The sequence below is a fragment of the Bacillus luti genome (assembly GCF_001884105.1).
Classification (GTDB): domain Bacteria; phylum Bacillota; class Bacilli; order Bacillales; family Bacillaceae_G; genus Bacillus_A; species Bacillus_A luti.
The window spans coordinates 22,251-41,458 of sequence record NZ_MACI01000083.1 but is presented as its reverse complement, the minus strand read 5'-3'; the positions used below and the strand labels follow the sequence as shown (position 1 = coordinate 41,458).

24 protein-coding genes and 1 pseudogene are annotated in these 19,208 nt (G+C 36.1%); 14 read left to right on the top strand and 11 right to left on the bottom strand.

The features are described 5' to 3' along the window. Positions 1-40: 40 nt before the first annotated feature. Positions 41-1,042 (top strand): spore coat putative kinase YutH, encoded by a 1,002-nt coding sequence (yutH, locus tag BAQ48_RS20880; protein ID WP_071712678.1) that lies wholly within the window; start codon positions 41-43, stop codon positions 1,040-1,042. Positions 1,043-1,098: 56 nt separating this feature from the next. On the opposite strand, the gene BAQ48_RS20875 is transcribed toward yutH, so the two are convergent. Both BAQ48_RS20875 and BAQ48_RS20870 read right to left on the bottom strand, forming a co-directional pair. Beyond that, positions 1,099-1,314: a hypothetical protein gene (locus BAQ48_RS20875; RefSeq protein ID WP_001125487.1), complete on the bottom strand. Its 216-nt coding sequence runs from the start codon at positions 1,312-1,314 to the stop codon at positions 1,099-1,101. 315 nt (positions 1,315-1,629) lie between these two features. Further along, complete coding sequence (locus BAQ48_RS20870) at positions 1,630-1,866, bottom strand: NifU family protein (protein WP_000431159.1); 237 nt, start codon at positions 1,864-1,866, stop codon at positions 1,630-1,632. Positions 1,867-2,072: 206 nt separating this feature from the next. On the opposite strand from BAQ48_RS20870, the gene BAQ48_RS20865 reads away from it, so the two are divergent. From BAQ48_RS20865 to BAQ48_RS20840, 6 genes are all read left to right on the top strand, one after another. Further along, positions 2,073-2,381 carry a YuzD family protein gene (locus BAQ48_RS20865; RefSeq protein ID WP_000248592.1) on the top strand — a complete coding sequence of 103 codons (309 nt, stop codon included), beginning with the start codon at positions 2,073-2,075 and terminating at the stop codon, positions 2,379-2,381. Positions 2,382-2,434: 53 nt separating this feature from the next. Beyond that, positions 2,435-3,229 carry a nucleotidyltransferase domain-containing protein gene (locus tag BAQ48_RS20860; RefSeq protein WP_071712677.1) on the top strand — a complete coding sequence of 265 codons (795 nt, stop codon included), beginning with the start codon at positions 2,435-2,437 and terminating at the stop codon, positions 3,227-3,229. A gap of 97 nt (positions 3,230-3,326) precedes the next feature. Continuing rightward, positions 3,327-4,004, top strand: coding sequence for a CPBP family intramembrane glutamic endopeptidase (locus BAQ48_RS20855; RefSeq protein ID WP_071712676.1), 678 nt, complete (start codon positions 3,327-3,329; stop codon positions 4,002-4,004). Between the two features lie 113 nt (positions 4,005-4,117). Continuing rightward, the gene (locus BAQ48_RS20850) at positions 4,118-4,786 is read left to right on the top strand and encodes a hypothetical protein (protein WP_071712675.1); all 669 of its coding nucleotides are present in this window, start codon (positions 4,118-4,120) and stop codon (positions 4,784-4,786) included. Between the two features lie 360 nt (positions 4,787-5,146). Next, a complete protein-coding gene (locus BAQ48_RS20845) occupies positions 5,147-5,941 on the top strand; it encodes a DUF2628 domain-containing protein (RefSeq protein WP_071712674.1) in 795 nt (264 codons plus the stop codon). A 92-nt stretch (positions 5,942-6,033) separates the two neighbouring features. After that, positions 6,034-6,711, top strand: coding sequence for a hypothetical protein (locus BAQ48_RS20840; protein ID WP_071712673.1), 678 nt, complete (start codon positions 6,034-6,036; stop codon positions 6,709-6,711). Between the two features lie 347 nt (positions 6,712-7,058). On the opposite strand, the gene BAQ48_RS20830 is transcribed toward BAQ48_RS20840, so the two are convergent. Both BAQ48_RS20830 and BAQ48_RS27285 read right to left on the bottom strand, forming a co-directional pair. Further along, positions 7,059-8,414, bottom strand: coding sequence for an RNA-guided endonuclease TnpB family protein (locus BAQ48_RS20830; protein WP_071712672.1), 1,356 nt, complete (start codon positions 8,412-8,414; stop codon positions 7,059-7,061). Between the two features lie 29 nt (positions 8,415-8,443). Then, positions 8,444-8,626, bottom strand: a pseudogene (locus BAQ48_RS27285) (transposase); the annotation flags it as partial. 374 nt (positions 8,627-9,000) lie between these two features. Here BAQ48_RS27285 and phnA point away from each other — a divergent pair. Further along, positions 9,001-9,342 carry an alkylphosphonate utilization operon protein PhnA gene (gene phnA, locus BAQ48_RS20820; protein WP_000212735.1) on the top strand — a complete coding sequence of 114 codons (342 nt, stop codon included), beginning with the start codon at positions 9,001-9,003 and terminating at the stop codon, positions 9,340-9,342. A gap of 45 nt (positions 9,343-9,387) precedes the next feature. On the opposite strand, the gene BAQ48_RS20815 is transcribed toward phnA, so the two are convergent. The 4 genes from BAQ48_RS20815 to BAQ48_RS20800 form a co-directional block, all read right to left on the bottom strand. Beyond that, positions 9,388-10,185, bottom strand: coding sequence for an ABC transporter permease (locus tag BAQ48_RS20815; RefSeq protein WP_071712671.1), 798 nt, complete (start codon positions 10,183-10,185; stop codon positions 9,388-9,390). Beyond that, on the bottom strand, positions 10,169-10,828 hold the full coding sequence (locus tag BAQ48_RS20810) for an ABC transporter ATP-binding protein (RefSeq protein WP_071712670.1): 660 nt from the start codon (positions 10,826-10,828) through the stop codon (positions 10,169-10,171). Before BAQ48_RS20810 ends, BAQ48_RS20815 begins: the two co-directional genes overlap by 17 nt. A gap of 162 nt (positions 10,829-10,990) precedes the next feature. Then, positions 10,991-11,164: an aspartyl-phosphate phosphatase Spo0E family protein gene (locus tag BAQ48_RS27700; protein ID WP_071712669.1), complete on the bottom strand. Its 174-nt coding sequence runs from the start codon at positions 11,162-11,164 to the stop codon at positions 10,991-10,993. A 233-nt stretch (positions 11,165-11,397) separates the two neighbouring features. Then, positions 11,398-12,468, bottom strand: a complete 1,071-nt coding sequence (locus BAQ48_RS20800; RefSeq protein WP_071712668.1) for an NAD(P)/FAD-dependent oxidoreductase — start codon at positions 12,466-12,468, stop codon at positions 11,398-11,400. Between the two features lie 371 nt (positions 12,469-12,839). Between BAQ48_RS20800 and BAQ48_RS20795 the strand changes: the two genes are divergently transcribed. The 3 genes from BAQ48_RS20795 to BAQ48_RS20785 all read left to right on the top strand — a co-directional run bounded on the left by BAQ48_RS20795 (position 12,840) and on the right by BAQ48_RS20785 (position 14,701). Beyond that, positions 12,840-13,079, top strand: coding sequence for a YuzB family protein (locus tag BAQ48_RS20795; RefSeq protein WP_000595025.1), 240 nt, complete (start codon positions 12,840-12,842; stop codon positions 13,077-13,079). A 360-nt stretch (positions 13,080-13,439) separates the two neighbouring features. Continuing rightward, a complete protein-coding gene (gene dapF, locus BAQ48_RS20790) occupies positions 13,440-14,306 on the top strand; it encodes a diaminopimelate epimerase (protein ID WP_071712667.1) in 867 nt (288 codons plus the stop codon). A gap of 41 nt (positions 14,307-14,347) precedes the next feature. Further along, positions 14,348-14,701, top strand: a complete 354-nt coding sequence (locus tag BAQ48_RS20785) for a HesB/IscA family protein (RefSeq protein WP_000573830.1) — start codon at positions 14,348-14,350, stop codon at positions 14,699-14,701. Between the two features lie 105 nt (positions 14,702-14,806). Here the strand turns inward: BAQ48_RS20785 and BAQ48_RS20780 are convergent, their stop codons facing one another. Continuing rightward, complete coding sequence (locus tag BAQ48_RS20780; RefSeq protein ID WP_071712666.1) at positions 14,807-15,370, bottom strand: GNAT family N-acetyltransferase; 564 nt, start codon at positions 15,368-15,370, stop codon at positions 14,807-14,809. Between the two features lie 459 nt (positions 15,371-15,829). Between BAQ48_RS20780 and BAQ48_RS20770 the strand changes: the two genes are divergently transcribed. Both BAQ48_RS20770 and BAQ48_RS20765 read left to right on the top strand, forming a co-directional pair. After that, positions 15,830-15,949, top strand: coding sequence for a methyltransferase (locus tag BAQ48_RS20770; protein WP_071712664.1), 120 nt, complete (start codon positions 15,830-15,832; stop codon positions 15,947-15,949). 106 nt (positions 15,950-16,055) lie between these two features. Further along, complete coding sequence (locus BAQ48_RS20765) at positions 16,056-16,409, top strand: YxeA family protein (protein ID WP_071712663.1); 354 nt, start codon at positions 16,056-16,058, stop codon at positions 16,407-16,409. Between the two features lie 29 nt (positions 16,410-16,438). Here BAQ48_RS20765 and BAQ48_RS20760 read toward each other — a convergent pair whose 3' ends face one another. Continuing rightward, positions 16,439-16,900, bottom strand: a complete 462-nt coding sequence (locus tag BAQ48_RS20760; RefSeq protein ID WP_071712662.1) for a 2-thiouracil desulfurase family protein — start codon at positions 16,898-16,900, stop codon at positions 16,439-16,441. A gap of 80 nt (positions 16,901-16,980) precedes the next feature. On the opposite strand from BAQ48_RS20760, the gene BAQ48_RS20755 reads away from it, so the two are divergent. Then, positions 16,981-17,862 (top strand): helix-turn-helix domain-containing protein, encoded by an 882-nt coding sequence (locus BAQ48_RS20755; protein WP_071712661.1) that lies wholly within the window; start codon positions 16,981-16,983, stop codon positions 17,860-17,862. A gap of 17 nt (positions 17,863-17,879) precedes the next feature. Here BAQ48_RS20755 and BAQ48_RS20750 read toward each other — a convergent pair whose 3' ends face one another. Beyond that, positions 17,880-19,127 carry an MFS transporter gene (locus tag BAQ48_RS20750; protein ID WP_071712660.1) on the bottom strand — a complete coding sequence of 416 codons (1,248 nt, stop codon included), beginning with the start codon at positions 19,125-19,127 and terminating at the stop codon, positions 17,880-17,882. Positions 19,128-19,208 lie beyond the last annotated feature (81 nt).

The following is a 19,208-nucleotide window of genomic DNA, read 5'->3' as shown; positions in this document are numbered from 1 at the left end:
AGCTCATATATATAAAGAAAAACCATAGGTGGCGACTGCGATGATTCAGCATATTTATGAGCATTATCACATGCATGTTAAAGAATTAATCCCCCTTGGCCCCTATAAAAGCTTTTGGATTCGCAACAAAATTTATGTACTTGTTCCAATTGGAGAAATGGAGGAAGAAGTACTTGTAGAGATGAAAAAGCTCAGTGATTATATGAACCAGCAAGGGGATATAACTGTTGCGACTTTCGTTCCGACTATACACGGCTACTATGTAAGTGAGATAGAAGAAAAAAATTACTGCTTATTAAAAGGTATGCGCACGTTGGAACGACATGCTATATCATTAGGAAGCGAGCTTTCTATATTTCATAAACGTGGTGCATTCTTTCCAGAAGAAATCGAGCAATTAAGCCGCATTGGTGAATGGAAAGCGTTATGGGAAAAAAGGCTCGATCAATTAGAAAGGTTTTGGCAATCACAAGTGATGAACCACCCTACAGACGTATTCGATCAATTGTTTATCGAATCCTTCCCGTATTACTTAGGAGTTGCAGAAAATGCAATTCAGTATGTTGTCGATACAGAGATGGATGATACGCCGCAAATGAGTGATGCGGCAACAATTTGCCAAGAACGATTTACACCTTTATTATGGCATCAAACGAAGCGTCTAAAACTTCCTTTTGAGTGGGTGTATGATCACCCAACTAGAGATATAGCAGAGTTGATTCGCTATATGATGATAGAAAAAAAGAAAGACTGGGAGCAAACAATCGTTCAATTTGTTACAGATTATGAACGTAATTATTCGCTATCCTCATTTGGTTGGCGCTTATTATTTGCAAGGCTCCTGTTCCCGCTCCACTATTTTGAAACAGTTGAACGATATTACCAAACTGGAAACGAAGAACAAAAAAGCATATATAGAGATCGCTTAGAAGCCATTTTACACGATGTGAACCGCTCAGAGCAATTTATGAGGCATTTTTATGGATCACTTCGTTTACCAATCGATAAGTTAGGGATTAGAAAATTAGATTGGCTGTCTTAAAATAAAAAGAGACCGATTGAGGTCTCTTTTTTTATACTACAATTGTATGTAATACATTATGCCCCTACCTGTTGATCTGCACATATATTTAAAATGAATTGATGTTTTTCGATTTTTTCATTTACTTTACTCAATAATTCTTGCTGGATTTCTTTAAATAAAAATTGATAGCTCGCATTCCATGTTGGTATAACGGATGAAAGGTCTAATAAATACTCTTTTTTCTTTTCTAGTTCTTGAATTGTTAAAAAAGTGTTCCCCATTTTTGGCATGTGTCGTCCCCCTATGTTTTTTAATTTATATGTGTGAACGATTCACTATATAGTATCAATTATCTCATTTTTTGAGAAGGATTTCCAATTTGGTTTTATGATGTTAACGGATAATGGATATTTGAATAAAAAAAGAGACCCAAATGGGTCCCTTTTTAGCAAGCGATTCTGAACGAGCCGCTTCCGCTTTTAATAATATCCAGCTCCAGCGGCTAAAATGTTCGGTGGCTTCGCTTCTTCCGCCGAGGCAAAAAGCGCCTCTATGTCAGAAGCTCCATCCCCCTCACATTTTGAACGAGCCGCTTCCGCTTTAAATTAAAATACTTGTTCTACTTCAATAACGCCTGGTACTTCTTCAAGTAATGCGCGCTCGATACCAGCTTTTAGTGTGATTGTAGAACTTGGGCAGCTTCCGCATGCACCCATAAGGCGTAATTTTACGATACCTTCTTCAATGTCTACTAATTCAACGTCTCCGCCATCGCGAAGTAAGAATGGACGTAATTTATCTAATACTTCTAGTACTTGTTCTTGCATATGTGGGTTTTCCATTTTTATCGACTCCTTTCATCAGTTTTATTATAATCAAGATAGAGGGGAAAATCTATTTTTTCTGTTCTTGTTTTATTGTCGAAATATTTTATCATGTTTATAACGTGTTTTTTCAGTATAGGGGTATGGAATAAGTTTGTAAAATGATGTGCTTATGTAATAAGACATCTGAATATACTGTTAGAACAAGAAGTGGGGGAGAAGAAATGGTTAATGTGCAAGTGTATGGGACGAAAGTAATTTGTGCGAGCTGCGTTGGAATGCCATCTTCAACAGAAACGTTTGAATGGTTACAAGCGGCAATTGGTCGTAAATATGAAGGACAAGAAAATAAATTTAATTTCGAGTATATTGATTTTCAGGAAGAACAAGAAGATGAAGATAAGAAAACATTCGCAGAGCGAGTAGTGGAAGAAGATTTATTTTATCCAGTCGTTCTTGTAAATGGAGAAATTGTTGGAGAAGGAAATCCTCGTTTGAAGGATGTTTACGAAGAAATCGAGAAATATTTATAAAACAAGAAGTCTTTGCAAATTAGCAAAGGCTTTTTTTATATGGAGGGATCGATGTGGAAAATGTAGTGAAGCATGCTCTATCAGAAGAAGTAAAACAGTTAATGGGGCAGTACATTGCAGAATTAAAAGAGATTTTTTTAGATGAAAAAATAGTCGGCGTATATATTTACGGGTCTATCGCACTCGGTGCATTTCATGTAGAAACGAGCGATGTAGATTTTGTTACAGTAATAAGTGATTCCGTGAATGAGGCTGAAAAACAACAACTTGTAGAACTGCATAAGAAACTAAGTGATAGTACGTTAGGGAAACGAATGGACGGCATGTATATTCCGCTCGCTGATTTAGGGAAATACAATGATGAAATGAATGAGTACGTGTATTGTGCAGATGGTAAGGCGAATGTAGGACATTGGGATATTAATGCAGTTACATGGTGGACATTGAAAAATCAAGGTATTACAGTTACCGGGAAAGAAGCAGAAGACCTTCCGTTTCAAATAAGGTGGGATGATGTAGTACATACGATGAAATACAACGTAGAACAGTACTGGAGTGAAAAGGCGAAGCAGCCATATTTATTCTTTATAGAAGAGTGGGTAGAATCAGCGGTTGTTACGATGGGGCGTATTTTATATACACTAGATCATAAAACAATCGTTTCAAAGGATAGAGGATTGCAATACTTGTTAGAATGTTCAGTGGAAGAATGGGAGCTTTTATTAAAAGAAGTAGCGAGAATACGGGAGAATCCAAAAGAAAAGCGAATGCTTTCAAGGTGGAGAAGGGCAGATATGACGAAGAGGTATTTGCTGCACTTAATTGAAACATGTAGAGGGAAATGGTAGGAGGAAAACAGACGATGCAGTAGATTGTATCGTCTGTTTTCGTGTTAATAAATGGTATATAATGGTTAAAAAGGTTTAATTATACTGGAGGGATATAATGGACACAGAATTAGTTACATATAAAGAAAAGAATGTACAAATGAGTATACTCAAAGCAATTAGTATTATAGTAATTATTTTTGTGATAATGCATGGAATTGGTTATTTGAACTTTTTATATGACTCCTCATTATATCCGTGGTATGTAGATCATCTTATTCCATTCGTCACATTTTTTACGATTGTTTTAATATATTCACCAGCAAGAAATTACTGTTTACAATTAGTAAAATCAATACAGTTCAATAATTTTAAGCATTATGTAACGATAGTAATGACAATGATCGTCCTCCTTATATACCTTGCAGTATTAACTTTAGTTCTACCAACGGAATTTAGTATGGAGGAGTCTAATATAGTAATAGAGCCTACTATAAATGAACTAATTCTATACGTAGTTGTGCTCACAATTTTTGCACCTGTTTGGGAAGAAATTATATTCCGAGGTATGTTTTTTACGAAATTATCTCAGCGCTTTTCTACAATTACTAGTATTGGTATAAGTGCTTTTATATTTACTTTAGGTCACCCACTTACTTTAGGAAGTATTTTATATATTTTTGGTTTAGGTGTATGTTTAGCTTACACTTATAAGAAAACAAATAATTTACTCGTTCCAATTGGGATTCATGTATTAAACAATTCGTTTTATTTATTATTAAATTTTCAACTGTAAAAAGACGTCCTTTTGAAAAGGGCGTCTTTCCTATTTTGTAGTAGATGGAAAAGGCTTTACAAGTAACGTGTACAGGAAAGATAATATAAAAAATATGTGCATGGAGGAAGATGATGAGTAAATATAAATTACATATAGATAAAGAAGGGCTATGGAAAGGGTGCATTTTAAAGTCGATTGCATGCGCAATTTTTGTAGCGCATGCGCCTGATTTTGCGCATGAAAGTTCATGGGATGGAATTAACTATAGTATGCAAGATAGTCAAGGTGGACAAGGGACAATTACTTTTCATCCGAAATACACAATCGTATGTCTTCAAGACGTGAATAGTGAGAGAATTGACGATTGGATTGATGCAGCAAATTATTTTGAAGGGGCACCTTTGGAAGTGATAGAAATTGCGAAAGAGGAAGCACTTCAATACGTATTAGAAGAAGTAGAAGGTGAAACAGTTCCTTTCATTACAACAGCTTTTTGGATTGAGGATAGCGGTGCGTATTCAATCGATTCATTTGAAGAAATGGAAGAGCACGGTGGATTCTTATTAGAAATTCCATTACTGGATACGGAATCAGCAATGGAAAGACTGGAAGAAGAGTATGAGCTAACAGAGGAACAAATAGAGCTTTTACAACTCGTGTATGAGAGAAAAATCAAAAATCCAAATGAGGAAATTAAGTTATCCAAAGAAGAAGTAGCGATGATTGGAACGGATGATAGTGAAGGGTTAGAAGTTAGTAAAGCGTCGTTTGAAGAAATGAATATTATTTGGGAGTTGTAGGAGGGAATATAAAAGCGTGATAAAGGACTAGTGGGAAGTGCAATGTGAAGTTATATTGCTTTTTCTATTAGTTTTTTTATATAGTTGTAGCGAATTAAAACTGGTAGCAAGATAATAAGAAATATAGATAGTTTCATGTGAAACATTTTTATTATCAAATATGTAAAATGCTTAACTTAGTGTATTAAACGTATCATTCATAAGTATTCTAATATATTTAAAAGTAAAATGAAATAAGAAACGGGTAATTGTCGGAATATATTCGATTTCCGTTCATTTTTATGAAATATATGTACTTTTTGTTAGATTCCTTCATTTTGTATGTATACAATAAAGTTATATAGAAATAAGAGAAGGATGATGTACGTGAAGGACACTGTTTTACAAGAAACAATTTCTACGCAAGATTTACATAAAGTTGTTAAAAAGAATACAGCTTATTATGACTTTAAGTGGGGCAAAGTAGAAAATCCAGCGCAAGGAAATACGTGGAATTGGGTAGCCTTTTTCTTCCCAACTTTTTGGTTAGCTTATCGTAAAATGTATAAGTTGTTTATTATACTTACGTTATTGGCGATACCTAGTATCGTTGTAACTCCTTTTATAGATATTCCAGATGGGATTTATTTAACATGTAGTTTAGCTCTTCAATTAGGAATGATGATATTTACTGGATGGCAAGGAAACCGTTTATATTATAAGCATGCTGTTCGTGTTTTACATAAGGGAGAAGATATGCCTGAGCATGAAAAAGCGTATTACGTGCAATCAAAAGGCGGCGCTAGTTTTGCTGGCATGATTGGTTTACAAGTTATAATTGGGATCGTGTTTGGTGGAGCGATGTTTGGACTCTCTCTTTTACCAACTGAGCCAAATATTAAAAATGTTGTTCGTTCAAGTGGTGAAGGATTTACTTTAGAGGTTATGACTGATAATCCAACATGGAAGTTTGTGAAGAAAGAAAAAGAGTATGATGTAGTAGAGTTTACTGGTTATGATTATATGGAGAAGAAAAACGTGAAAATTAAATTTGCTGTTTATTTTAGTGAAGACTATTTTGAATGGCAAGAAGTACATGAGAATAATAAAAAGTTGAGTGAAGAAGAGTTAGAAGAGTATCAATTTTACATTGAAGAAAATAGTTGGGGGCTCTAGTGAGAACTCGTTCATTTTGAAAAGAAGAATCTTGTGAAGGTTCTTCTTTTTGTATATTAGAAAAGTAAATGCTATTAGGAGGAAAAAGTAGTATGATGGATGTTCATTTTTATGATTGGGCTAAGAAACGGCCTAAAAAACATTATAATCGTTTACATGAAATGAGAATTTTTGAATTGATTTTTTCAAAGAAGTTAAGTAGCTTGGATCTTGGATTAGAAACTGTAGAAAATATAGATATATATTGCCTAGCAAACCCTAATAAAGATATTTCTTATGAACTACATGAGGTCCTGGGGGAGATTTGTATATCCGTACCTTATGATTATATGCAATTTTTAAATCTAGAATCAGTTGAGGAGAAATATAAGCATTTTTGTGAGTTGGTTCACCTCTATGTTGTACCAGCTATTGAAAAATATTCAACACTATCAATAGAAATGATTAAAGAGCATGTGAATGAAGCGCTTCAGGAAATACAGAAGGAGAATTACGAGATTGTATTTTTAGTAGATAAAACACCGAAGAAGAGCCCAAGCCGAAAGAAAACGGCTATATTAAAAGGAATTCATCGTTCGGAAGGATTTCAGCTAATGTGTGAAGTGTATAACGATAAAGGGCTAAGAGTAGTGAATAAATTACTCGTAGAAGAGGTAGGGAATGCAGTAGTCTACTCTAGATTTTTAGGCAAACTAAAATGGGAAAATGAGCACTTAATAGTAGTGAAATCCAAGACAAGTAGCTGGATGGAAGAAGTACATGTCGAATAAGCTAATTAACGAAACATGTGAATACAAAACACCATACGAATTGAAATTTTGTAAAATACAGTCAACTACCCCCGCTGAGATAAAGCGTTTCAGTGGGGGCTTGAGTTAGAACACTAGGTCTTTTCATCTATCACTAGACAGTTGACGCTCTAGCATTCATGCCACCTTATGGTAACACCCCAAGTAAGTTTTTGGTTGGTACTGGCAACGAACGATTGTTTTCCCACTTGCACCACCCTTTCGAAAAAGAGCAGTTCTTCTTTATGGAAGAAGCCACCACTCAGATGAATCCGGCGTGTGCTACAAGCCCCGACGCGTCGAGTACACATAGATGGTTGACGCACCCACTAAGCTATGCGCGAAGCAACAGCCTTACGTTTTTGCACTTCTAATAGAATCGGCGTTTTCACTTTGAGGTTGTCATCCAATTCTACAACTCTGGATTTTCGCAATGTATTCAATGCGCCATTCATATCAGCGTGAATACATGTCCCTGATTTACTTTGGTACAGGCCACGAGTGATTCGTTTGCCACTAAAGCGATACTGTGTCCTATCGTCCTTAGCCCAAACTGGAACCGGATCTTTATCCAGAAAACTAGCTTTTGAAGTATAGCTTTCTTCTTGTTTTAAAAATCGAATACCTTCTTTTATACATTTATTCTCAATTGCTGCAATCAGTTTATGAAATGGAATTTGAACAAATGTTTGATTGTTCTTTTTTCCCATATCTGATTTTTGTTTCCAAGCAACATTATACCCTATGACAATCGTATCTATGTTGCATGCTTTCACTTTTTTGAACAACAGGCCTACAGCTTGTGAAATATAACCATTTATTTGTCTTTCTCGTTTCTGCCAAAGTGCAGCCATTTTATTCGTTACAACACGTTTTGAAAGTCCATTTTCCATATTTTTCAGTTGCAGATTACGTATCATTTTGTTGAAGTACTGGTTAATGGATTTAAGTTTTTTTCCATCAATTAAAAATGCATCACCTGTATTTGTTACGCAACTTACTAATCTATCTACACCTAAATCGCAACTCAAAGCGTTACTAGTGGTCGTGGATTGTTTCTTCATTTGAGAAACGTGCATTTCATATGTGTAATGCACCTCAAAGAACCGACCTTTTTGCTTCGGTACAATCTCAATGTAGGAGATTTTTTTATTTCTTAAATTTTTTGGCATACGTATTTTAATAGAACCGAATTTTTTTCTAAATGTAACATTCATTGGAATGATCCAATACCCGTTCTCATCCACTTTTGGCACTTGATAGATTTCAATGATTCGTTTGTCAGTGGAACGAGAATAATTCGGAAACTTCGGACGACCTGTGAACTTCTCAGGATGTTTCTTCCACTGTTCCAACGCTTTAAAAAAGCTCTTCACTTCTGTAAATAAGGCTCTACGAATCGCTTGAACAGAGTTTGATTGAACGCCCGAGTAGTTCATATCAGCCTGCATGGCATTGTCCACTTCTTTTACAGTAGCCATCCTGTTATCGTTCAAATAACTTTGTTTTATCGTGTACAACCCAACATTTCGCAGTGCTTTTGAACTATGCGACATGCGCTGAAGTAAACGAAATTCTTTTGCAGTAAGGCAAGCTCGTCCGATATTCTGTTTCTGCGTGAACCGTTGCATCGTTTCTCTTTTCTTTTGTTTCCGTAATACTTTCACTGCCTTCTTTCTAGCCATTTTTTTCACCACCTTTCTTAGAGAGTTCATTAAAATGATTTCTTTCCTTGTGATTCAATGTAATTACGAATGGAATCTATAGGTGCACCGCCCATTGTTAAAAGACAATAACTTCGAGACCAAAACATTTCTTTCGATAGATTATGTTTTATCTTAGGAAAATCTCGTTTCACGAAACGGAACAAAATGTGAACATGGTCTTCATCGTAATTCCTTTTGGTTCAAGTAACCGAATGTTATCCAATTTCGTTGTCTTACAATATATTCCCTCCTTATCTATGAAAGATTATATCGTAAGACAAAAAAACAAATATTAGCCCTCAACAAATTGTTATGAACGAAACAAAAGAGTTCAGCCTACCTTCTGACGACAATTAATCTCCACCTGAATTGTTGGGTTTCACCCGTAACACAAATCAGATGGAGTCTTCTTGCCGAAAAGGATAAAAAATGAGAATTTGAGGTAGGCTTGTCAATAACGTGAGACTATGGCACTATAAAGAAATGCTATACAAATTTTATTTATCGAGATGTAAACATCAATTTTGATTTTTACGTATAAATAATGAACGGAGGAAATGAATTTATGGCTACTTTACCAAATTGTCCAAAATGTAATTCAGAATATACGTATGAGGATGGCGTTCTTTTCGTATGTCCAGAATGTGCTCATGAGTGGGGCCAAGATGCAGAAGCTGAAAATAATGATGGTGCAAAAGTTGTGAAAGATGCGAACGGAAACGTTCTTCAAGACGGCGATGCTGTTACTGTCATTAAAGATTTAAAAGTAAAAGGAACGTCTTCAGTTGTGAAGATCGGTACGAAAGTAAAGAGTATCCGTCTAGTTGATGGCGATCACGATATTGATTGCAAAATCGACGGTTTCGGAGCTATGAAGTTAAAATCACAATTCGTTAAGAAGGCGTAGGGAAAAGAGGAGGCAAAATTACATTGCCTCCTCTTTTTATTTTCATTACCGTGCACCATAATCTACTTCTTTCAACTGACAACGCTTATTAAAGAATGTCTTATATCCAAGCTGTAAGAAGATAATAACAGCGAAAGCAGTACTTCCTGAAATACCGAGTATAATGGCGATTTGATATTGAATGGCTGTGAATGGTGATACACCAGATAAGATTTGACCAGTCATCATGCCTGGTAGACTTATAATTCCCATTCCGACCATAGAGTTGATCGTTGGTAAAATGGCAGAGTCAAAGGCGTCACGAATGAGCGAAGCAGCGGCTTCTTTCGGTGTTGCGCCGAGCATAAGTGCTCCTTCAATTTGGCCTCTTTGCGATTTCATACTGTTTAAGAACGTATTGGCACCGAGAGAAACACCTGTCATCGCATTCCCAACTAACATTCCGGTAATCGGAACGATATATTGCGGTGCATACCAAGGGTCATGACCGATAATAACAAAGATAAATAGTAGAAGTGGCCCAATTGATCCGGCGACCATAGAAAGGGCGGCGACTCGTTTTAATTCTTTAGACATTGGGATGTTAACTCGTTTATAAATATTAAAAATTGCAAAGGTAGTAATAGAAGTAATAAGAGCAATTGTATAAAATGGGTTACTATTTTCAAATACGTATGTTAGGACGTATGCAACGAGTACGAGCTGAATTGTCATACGGAACGTTGCGAGCGCGATTTGTTTTTCGCGAGGTATGCCTTTTAATTTTACAAGTCCAATTAAAATAAGAATGAAAATATATGCAGCGGCAAGTTGCCAAATTTGGAGTTCAATAACGCCCTTCAACTGAGAGCACTTCCTTTCTAGTTGCACCGTTTGCTTTACTAATCTCAATAATATCGTCCGCGATTTCTTCTGGAAGTTGTTGTGAGTGTGTGATGAAGATAACTGTTTTTTTCTTTTCTCTTGCCAGTATAGTAAATTGTTTCATAACGCGGCGTTCTGTATCACTATCTAGCGCCGAGGTTGGTTCATCTAATAAATAGACAGGTGGATCCATAAGTACAATACGTGCGAAAGCAAGTCGTTGTTTTTCCCCGCCTGATAATGAATTAGCGTTGTCTTCTAATTTTTTTTCTAAGCTAACAGTCGTTAATGCGCTTCGCAGGGCATCGTCATTTGGAAATGGCTTTTCTGAAAGACGAAGTCCCATTAATAGATTTTCTTTAATCGTGCCATCAAAAATAGGTGGAGTTTGCCCAAGCATGACTACGTCCCGTCGTAATTGAATAGGGGGATAATCAGAAATTAGTTTTCCGTTATATTCAATTGTACCGGATGTTGGAGATTGTAAATCATTTAGCATGCGGAGCAATGTGCTTTTTCCGCTCCCACTTTCCCCGATAATACATGTGATTTTTTCTTTTTGAATCTGTAAATAAGGAATATTTAGTATATCTTTATATGTAATGTCTTTTAATATAAACATAAATTGCTCCTTTCTGATTCTAGTTATCTCGCTATTCACCGGGCTGCCCGTAAAAGCCCAATTGGTGAAGGCTAATAATCAGTGAGGGATGAACAAAACCCCCACTGATTAAAGTTTCACTTTATATCGTATCAAAAAAGAGAGAGAAATAGAAAAATAAGGTTATAAAGAGCACCGTTTCTTTCTCGTTTTAATCTCTAGTAACAAGTTAAGTAAGCGATCCAATTCTTGGCTGAAAGAAATTACCTTATCATGACTGAATCCGTACTTTTCAACGAGATAGACCAATTCTTTCTTCTTCATTTCTATTCGATCGTTTAGTTTCGTTACATTCATAAGTGAATTGTAATGCCTCCTAAAAAAGTATGTATTACATAAAAAATAAGACCGAATGAATTCGGTCTTAAAGGAAATAATAAAACAACTTATAAATAGCATACACTTTTCATCCGTAGTTTTTAATATGAAAATGAAAAATAAAACATGATCCATGTTGAGAAAAATATGTCTGATAATTATTTTTTATGGGTGCAAAGAGGCTGCCTACATTGTAGACAGCCTTTAAAGTATTAACCTTTATGATATTTGTACATCCAAAGAAGACCAGATTTTAATAATCTCGGTACACGCCCCATTAATGGTTGATTTGCTAGTAAACCAAATCCGTGTTTTTTACCGAGAGAACCGAGAACACCTTTTAATTTTATAACAGGTAATTCATCAGGAAGTGACTCATTATTCCAACGTTTTAATAATATTTGGACAATTTGTTCTCCTTGACCTTCAGCAAGCTGAGCAGATGGTGCATGTGGAAGTGCTGCACAATCTCCTACAACGTAAACGTGCTCGTTATTTGGAATATTGTGATATTTTGTTAAAACAACCCGTCCGCTACCATCTTGTTCAACTGGAAGGTTTCGAACAACTTCATTTGCTTGAATACCAGCTGTCCAGACGATTGCATCACATTCAAGTGGTTCATCGTGGTTGTACACAATATTCGGTTCTACTTTTGTAATGTTAGAGTTTCGTATAATGTTAACGTTATGCTTTACAAACCATTCTTCTACATATCTACTTAATTTCTCTGGATATGGGAATAAAATTCTATCTTTTCGATCAAATAAATAGATTTTTAAATCAGAACGGCTTTCGCGAAGTTCACTTGCTACTTCAACGCCACTTAAGCCAGCGCCAACAACAGCAACTGTTGCATTCGGTTCTAGGCCATTTAATTGTTCATATGTCTTACGTGTTTGTTCAATCGATTGTAGACTGTGTGTATATTCCTTCGCCCCAGGAACGTTATGATATTTATCTTCACAGCCAAGTCCAATAATTAAATCATCATATTGGATTGCTTCGCCGCCATCAAGATGAACAGCTTTTTCTTCGAGATCAATATTTGTTATTGTGCCGTATTGAATATTGAGGCGTGGATGTTCAGGAAACGGTATGCGAATATGCGTTTCTGAAATTGTACCCGCTACTAATGCATAATATTCAGTTTTGAAACAATGATATGGTACTTTGTCGATTAATGTCACTTGTACATCATCCGGAAGTTGGTTGCTTGGAAGTAGCCGTTGCAGAATTCTCATTCCACCGTAGCCGCCACCCAGTATTACGAGGTGTTTCATGATGGATTACCCCTTTTCTGTTGAAATATCCCCTAATCCTAAAATTTTATATTAATAAAATATTTCGACTTTACTCAATCAAATTATATCGAATTTGTGAACAAATAACAATGCATGAATGAATACTCTGTTGTACAATAAGAAGAAAAGTAAAGTAAACTGTTTTCTTTCTTTAGTTACTATTTCATTGTGAGGCGCGAAAAGCGCCGTCATGAATATATTTATATAGAGAAACATATTTACTTTGAAGTAAAACAGTGAAGGAATTGAATAGTTTAATAAGTGTGACGAAAACAACGAGAAACAGCTTAGTTTTCTTCTTATAGATAAAGTCAGAAAGTAATTTGTTTTGTAGTACAGGGGGGAGAATTTTGATTAAACCATTAATTGAATTTTGTGTAGGTAACCTTGCAAGTGGTTCACAAGCAGCGTTAGAGAAATTAGAAAAAGATCCTAATTTAGATGTAATGGAATATGGTTGTTTAGGATATTGTGGCATTTGTTTTGAAGGACCATTTGCACTTGTGAATGGTGAAGTTGTACAAGGTGCGACAGTAGAAGAACTTGTAAATAATGTATATGATTATTTGGATGAAAATCCAATGTTTTGAGGTGTTGCGAATGAGCAGCGCCTTTTTCATTTTATCCCGCTTTAATGGGCAGTAAGACCCCCACCTCAAAATTCAGCGAAAGCAAAGAAGTTAGGTGGGGGGTCGGGCTGCCCATAAAAGTCCGATTGGTGAGGGCTGATTAAAGTTTCACTTTATTTTAGATAAAACGTTATTTTGGAGGGTAGGTTATAGATAAATAAAAAAAGGCCCTTTTAGAAGGGCTTTTTTCTTACACACTGTGTGTAAGAATGGCTTATCGCCAAACGTTGTCAAATATGAGAAACGGGGGACATTCATATTGTGTTCTAAAAGCATGCATTCTATACTTAAAATAACAAATTATTTTTGGAGTGAATATAAATGAGCCAATTTTCTTTTACAAAAATGCATGGTCTTGGCAATAGTTATATATATGTAAATATGTTTGAAGAACAAATTCCTGAAGAAGATTTAGCTCTTGTGGCGGAAAAGGTTTCAAATATTAATACTGGTATTGGAGCAGACGGAATGATTTTAATTTGTCCGTCTGATGTAGCTCCGGTGAAGATGCGTATGTTTAATAATGATGGATCAGAAGGAAAGAGCTGTGGTAATGGTTTGCGCTGCGTAGCGAAATATGCGTATGAGCATAAACTAGTAGAGGAAACAGTTTTCACAATTGAAACGTTAGCTGGCATTGTAACGGCGGAAGTAACGGTAGAAGAAGGGAAAGTTACATTAGCGAAAATCGATATGGGTGCACCACGTTTAACACGTGAAGAAATACCGATGCTTGGCGAAGGTGAAACGCCATTTATTCGTGAAAACTTCTTATACAATAATCATCGTTATGCATTTACAGCTGTTTCAATGGGGAACCCGCATGCGGTTATTTTTGTTGAGGATGTAGAACAAGCACCTCTTACAACACTTGGTCCAGTTCTTGAGACACATGAAATGTTCCCAGAGCGAGTGAACGTTGAATTTATCGAGATTTTAAACGATGAAGAAATGAATTTTCGCGTTTGGGAACGTGGTTCTGGTGTAACGCAAGCTTGCGGAACAGGGGCATGCGCTGCCGTTGTAGCTGCTATTTTGAATGGGAAGATGGAACGTGGTAAAGAAATTACCGTTCATTTAGCTGGCGGCGATTTAATGATTGCGTGGACAGAAGAAGGAAACGTGTTAATGAAAGGACCTGCGGAAGTAATTTGCCGCGGAGTGTATGAGTACAAGATAGAAGCGTAAAGATGTATAATGGAATGAGAACAGAAAGGATGGTGTATTTCATGATTGAAGTAACAGAACAAGCAGCTTTTCAAATTAAAGATATGTTAAAAGATGCTGAAGATGGAGAGAAGTATGTGCGCCTTGCTGTACATGGCGGCGGATGTACTGGCCTTTCTTACGGCTTAGGATTTGAAGTAGAACCAAAAGAAGACGACACAGTTCTTGAGTTTTTCGGTGTTGAATTTGTTATCGATACAGAAAGTGCTCCAATTGTTAAAGGAGTAAAAATTGATTATAAACAATCTATGCTTGGCGGCGGATTCACAATCGATAATCCAAACGCAATCGCATCATGCGGATGTGGATCATCTTTCCGTACAGCGACGAATGCTGGTAAGCCAGAAGAGTGCTAAGTTTTTAGCCGAAATAGAAAAAGACCTTTTTAGCGATGGAATAAAATCGTTAAGGAGGTCTTTTCTTTTGCCGTAAAAGCCTGATTACCAAGGCTAATCAATATTTCACTTTATTTTTGCATAGATGCAAGTATCAGTTAGTTGTTTGCCGTCAGCTGAAAAATCTTCATTACGTAATATCCCTTCAAGTTCAAAGCCTAGTTTTTCAGGGAGTGCACGACTTTTCGTGTTATTACATTCACATCGTATTTCAATCCTTCTAAATTTGAATAACTGAAATCCAAGGTTTGTTAACGCACTTACTGTTTCTGTCATATATCCACTGCCACTAAATTGCGTGTTAATCCAGTATCCAATTTCACATTTAGAAACCTTCCAATTAATTCGATGAAGACTAGCAGTTCCAACAAAATCATTCGTCTCTTTATGATAGATAAGATAGCGAAAGCTTTCTCTTTTCAAAAAATCTATATGTGCATTTCTCAGAAGAATTTCCGTTTCTTCAACAGTAGGAATGGACTGAAATAAAGACAACCATTGCTTTAATTCATTAATGGAATCTTTAATAGCTTGTTGTACTATATCCCCTTCACCAGCTTGAAGCGGTGCTCGAAGAATGAGTCTGTCTGTTTCTATTTGTAACGGAACATCTAATAAAATAGGATTCATATTATTTCACCTCTCGAAAACTTTGAATTAGGAAAGAATGAAACTTATGTAAAAAACTTTCGCTCAAAAGTTAGAGAACAATAAATATATATTCAATTCATCACTTAGAAACCCTTTTTCATCTATTGACTTCCAATTTCTTTATCATTTATTTGAGCTTCAAGTTCTCTTTTTTCCAGTTATAATGGAAGGATAGAAAGAGGGGATATGTACTGGAAGATATTTTTGAATTTATATTGAAGTACGTTATAGGTTCTATTTTTAGATTTATAAGATACCTTGTGATAGACATTATAATAGAATGCATAATAGAAGGTGTAATAAACGGTATAAGGAAATTACGTGATAAAATCCGTGATAAGTGGCGAAACTGGCGTGAAAGACGTTATTGGCGGTAATAGGTACAATAGAAAAATTGCTAGTAAAGAGATAGCGGATAAAAAGCCTTAAGGGAGATGAATTATAAAATTCATCTCCCTTAAGGCTTTTTATAATGAAGTGGTAGCAACTCATCCAAAGTTAGAATCTGTACTTATTCCAATTGGTGACGGGATGACGGTTTCTAGAGTGAAGAAATAATTATTATCTTACAAAAGTGTAATGTTCATGTCATGTTTTTGAATTTCTTCTTTAAGCTTGGGGCTTTAAGATAAGAATATAAGAAAAAACATATGAGGTGAAGGAAATGAAAAGATACATTGCACTGTTTAGTATTTTAGTTGTATTTGCAAGTTTGTTAGTTGGTTGTGATATTAACCGTATGGGTAAAGATGAGTACTACGTTCAAATTACAACTGATGGAACTGAGAAGAATGAAAAAGCTGATAACGGTGAGCCGCATAAATCATTCGAGTATAAGTTACCTGCATTTGATAAAGAAGGTAAAGAAAAAGAATTAGAATTTACAGCTGTGAAAAACCTTCGTAAAGAAGCATTCTTACGTGTATATCACTCAGATAAAAAAGGTGTAACAGCTTGGGAAGAAGTGAAGAAAGACGAGCTTCCAGCGAAAGTGAAAGAAAAATTAAGCGTGAAATAAGACAGATAAAAAGGAATTGACGAACAGGGTCAATTCCTTTTTTGATTTTCAAAATCTTCTTCTGAAATCACTGTAAAGCCATGTCTTTTAAATAAAGCAGTTGTTACCCCGTAACCGGTTTGTTTATTACCGTTAAATTCTCCAGTGTAAATCGTAGAACTACCACAAGATGGACTACGTTCTTTTAAAATAATATATTCCGGGTGTAAATCTTTAATTTGTTCTAATGCTTTATAAGCACCACTCACGAAAGCTTCTGTGACATCTTCACCATCTTTCGTCATCACTTTCGCTTTTCCATCCAAAACGTCATCGCCATTTCCGCCAATAATTTCAGCTGAGGGGCGAGGCGTTGGTAGCCCTCCTAATACTTCAGGGCAAATGAGGACTGTATCTTCTTGTTGCAGTAACTCCTCTATTTTTGAAACGAGGTTGTCATTCCCGTCATAACGGCAAGCGATACCACCTAAACAAGCGCTAATTACAATCATATTTTCATCTCCAGTAAAAAAATATTTAGTATCACGCCAATTTCCCTTCCAGCCTCTTACTTATATATGAGGTGATATAAATGGGAAGCTTATATAATTTAATGAAACCATACAGTGAATTTCGAAGTAAAGAAGAGTTTAATACATACCAAAGACAAGTTTTGAAGTGCTATCGATTTCAATTGAATAAAACTGATTCTATCATTATTCATTTTTTAGGGAAATATGCGGTAAATGAGAAACAAAAAACAGTAGGAGTTGCTTGTCCGTTAATGGAGACGATTGCGACGAATGTTGGAAAGAGTATTCGTACAGTACGCCGTTCCATTGCAAAGTTGGAGGAATTAGGAATTATAAAGCGTGTTGCGACAAAAGAGAGACATAAGCGCGGTGGGTATAGTGCGAACCTATATGTTTTTCTTACATCTGCAATTGACCGCATGGATGACCGTATGAAAATGTCCGCATGTGAAAGTGAGGATTATGCAGCTGGCTGTAGTAAAAATGAGCAAAAAAATGAGGGGGAAACAATTCTTTCTAAAAACCTTCCACAAATAAAAGAGAAAAGAAAAGTAACGTACGAGCTTGATGAAACGTATTGTCGTCATGATATACCGAAGCCTTTTATATACGCACTTGTGCCAATGACGAGTAGCCCGAAGAAGATTAACTTACTGTGGAGTAAGGTGGAGCTTGCTTATAAAAAGAGCGGGTTACTAGAGCAAGGTGTTTTACTAGAGCAAATATTAGCTGATGAAGAAGTGAACGGAAATTTCATTTGGCGCGTGAAAAGTGTTGTGAGGGCAGATAAATATGGGGAAATTCGTAAAGACATTGGGGCTCTTTTATATAGTACAGTGCGAGATCTATTTTTAGAGGTTGGATTAGAGTGGGGAGCTGCATTAAGGAGAAGGAAGGGGATATCGCTGTTTGATCCATTTGAAAAAGAGCCATGCGTATAACACATGACTCTAATTATCTAATCGAACTTTCTTACAACTGGCACACGAATCGCTACAAATAGTACGAAGACAATAACCGCAATTGCACCGCTTTTCATAACGGTTACGATTGGAATTCCCATTGCAAGCGCGATTGATGTGAATGCATAAGAGAGCGGGATAAAGCCCATTGATGATAGCATAAGCAAGCTCATTACGCGTCCCATCATTTCTTCTTTTACTGTCGATTGAATCATAGCCATAAGCGGGACGATCGCCATTGCGATTGTAATACCGTAAAACATGCCGGCTAATAATGCTTGCCAAAGTACGGTGCTAAAGTTGATGGATAAGAAGAATACACCAGACAGTAGCATCATGATAATGCAAAATAGTCCGCGTCTACGATTAATATTTTTTAATCCGACAATGACAGCGCCTATTGCCATTCCACCGCCTACAGATGCTTCTAAGTAACTGAACTGGAGCGAGTCACCGTGCAGCACGTTTTTGACAAAGAGCGGGAAACCGACTTGCATCGGACCAATTAAAAATAAGTTTAGAAAGGCGCTACAAATAAGGAAAGTGGAAAGGAATGGTGATTCCTTTACGTATAAGATTCCTTCTTTTATAGAAGTGAACATGCCTTTGTCTGTATTTTGCTGTTCTGGCACTGTAAAGTGTATTTTTTGAACGAGTATGGCTGCGACGATCAGCAGTAAAATCGTAATTGAAAAGATTGTTTCATAGTTCGTAAATTTGATGAGAATACCGCCAAGTACAGGGCCTAGGATGACCGATGCTTGGTTTGTCATTTGTGTAAGTGAATTTGCTTGTGTTAAACGGCTTTTTTCTACTAGTTCCGGCAGAATTGATCCGTCTGCAGACCAGAAGAAAGCGTCAGCAAGTCCAAAGAATAAAGCGAATAAAGCAAATGTATATAGTGTTACATCACCAACGATAAACCATGTGAGAATGGTTGCGACAAGAATCGCACGAATAATGTTGGAGTAAAACATAATATTTTTTTTCGGGAATTTATCAGCTACAGCGCCGCCGACAATCATAAAAATAAGCCTTGGAACACTAAGGGCTACGAAAACAACACCGAGTGAAGCTTCAAGGTTTAATGTTTTTGCTATGTACCACGTTTGTGAAAATGTAAAAAAGGCTAAAGCAAAACTTGAAAAAAGAGTAGCTGCCCAAAGAAAAAGGAAATTCGTATTTTTTAATAACGGTTTCGCATTCTCTTCTAAAGCAGATTTATTTTGTTGTAGTTCCTCCATATTGCTTCCTTTCTATATGACAAATTTAAACTAAAAAACCAGTTAACAATCGTTTTGTCCCGCGTTAACGGGTAGTAAAAC

Excerpts from the sequence above, each read along its gene's own strand:
- phnA (WP_000212735.1), top strand. The coding sequence starts at position 9,001 with ATGGCTACTTTACCAAATTGTCCAAAATGTAATTCAGAATATACGTAT.
- BAQ48_RS20755 (WP_071712661.1), top strand. The coding sequence starts at position 16,981 with ATGGGAAGCTTATATAATTTAATGAAACCATACAGTGAATTTCGAAGT.
- BAQ48_RS20785 (WP_000573830.1), top strand. The coding sequence starts at position 14,348 with ATGATTGAAGTAACAGAACAAGCAGCTTTTCAAATTAAAGATATGTTA.
- BAQ48_RS20800 (WP_071712668.1), bottom strand. The coding sequence starts at position 12,468 with ATGAAACACCTCGTAATACTGGGTGGCGGCTACGGTGGAATGAGAATT.
- BAQ48_RS20780 (WP_071712666.1), bottom strand. The coding sequence starts at position 15,370 with ATGAATCCTATTTTATTAGATGTTCCGTTACAAATAGAAACAGACAGA.
- BAQ48_RS20870 (WP_000431159.1), bottom strand. The coding sequence starts at position 1,866 with ATGGAAAACCCACATATGCAAGAACAAGTACTAGAAGTATTAGATAAA.
- BAQ48_RS20765 (WP_071712663.1), top strand. The coding sequence starts at position 16,056 with ATGAAAAGATACATTGCACTGTTTAGTATTTTAGTTGTATTTGCAAGT.
- BAQ48_RS20840 (WP_071712673.1), top strand. The coding sequence starts at position 6,034 with ATGATGGATGTTCATTTTTATGATTGGGCTAAGAAACGGCCTAAAAAA.
- BAQ48_RS20760 (WP_071712662.1), bottom strand. The coding sequence starts at position 16,900 with ATGATTGTAATTAGCGCTTGTTTAGGTGGTATCGCTTGCCGTTATGAC.
- dapF (WP_071712667.1), top strand. The coding sequence starts at position 13,440 with ATGAGCCAATTTTCTTTTACAAAAATGCATGGTCTTGGCAATAGTTAT.
- BAQ48_RS20875 (WP_001125487.1), bottom strand. The coding sequence starts at position 1,314 with ATGCCAAAAATGGGGAACACTTTTTTAACAATTCAAGAACTAGAAAAG.
- yutH (WP_071712678.1), top strand. The coding sequence starts at position 41 with ATGATTCAGCATATTTATGAGCATTATCACATGCATGTTAAAGAATTA.
- BAQ48_RS20810 (WP_071712670.1), bottom strand. The coding sequence starts at position 10,828 with ATGTTTATATTAAAAGACATTACATATAAAGATATACTAAATATTCCT.
- BAQ48_RS27700 (WP_071712669.1), bottom strand. The coding sequence starts at position 11,164 with ATGAATGTAACGAAACTAAACGATCGAATAGAAATGAAGAAGAAAGAA.
- BAQ48_RS20830 (WP_071712672.1), bottom strand. The coding sequence starts at position 8,414 with ATGGCTAGAAAGAAGGCAGTGAAAGTATTACGGAAACAAAAGAAAAGA.
- BAQ48_RS20865 (WP_000248592.1), top strand. The coding sequence starts at position 2,073 with ATGGTTAATGTGCAAGTGTATGGGACGAAAGTAATTTGTGCGAGCTGC.
- BAQ48_RS20845 (WP_071712674.1), top strand. The coding sequence starts at position 5,147 with ATGTACGTGAAGGACACTGTTTTACAAGAAACAATTTCTACGCAAGAT.
- BAQ48_RS20850 (WP_071712675.1), top strand. The coding sequence starts at position 4,118 with ATGAGTAAATATAAATTACATATAGATAAAGAAGGGCTATGGAAAGGG.
- BAQ48_RS20855 (WP_071712676.1), top strand. The coding sequence starts at position 3,327 with ATGGACACAGAATTAGTTACATATAAAGAAAAGAATGTACAAATGAGT.
- BAQ48_RS20750 (WP_071712660.1), bottom strand. The coding sequence starts at position 19,127 with ATGGAGGAACTACAACAAAATAAATCTGCTTTAGAAGAGAATGCGAAA.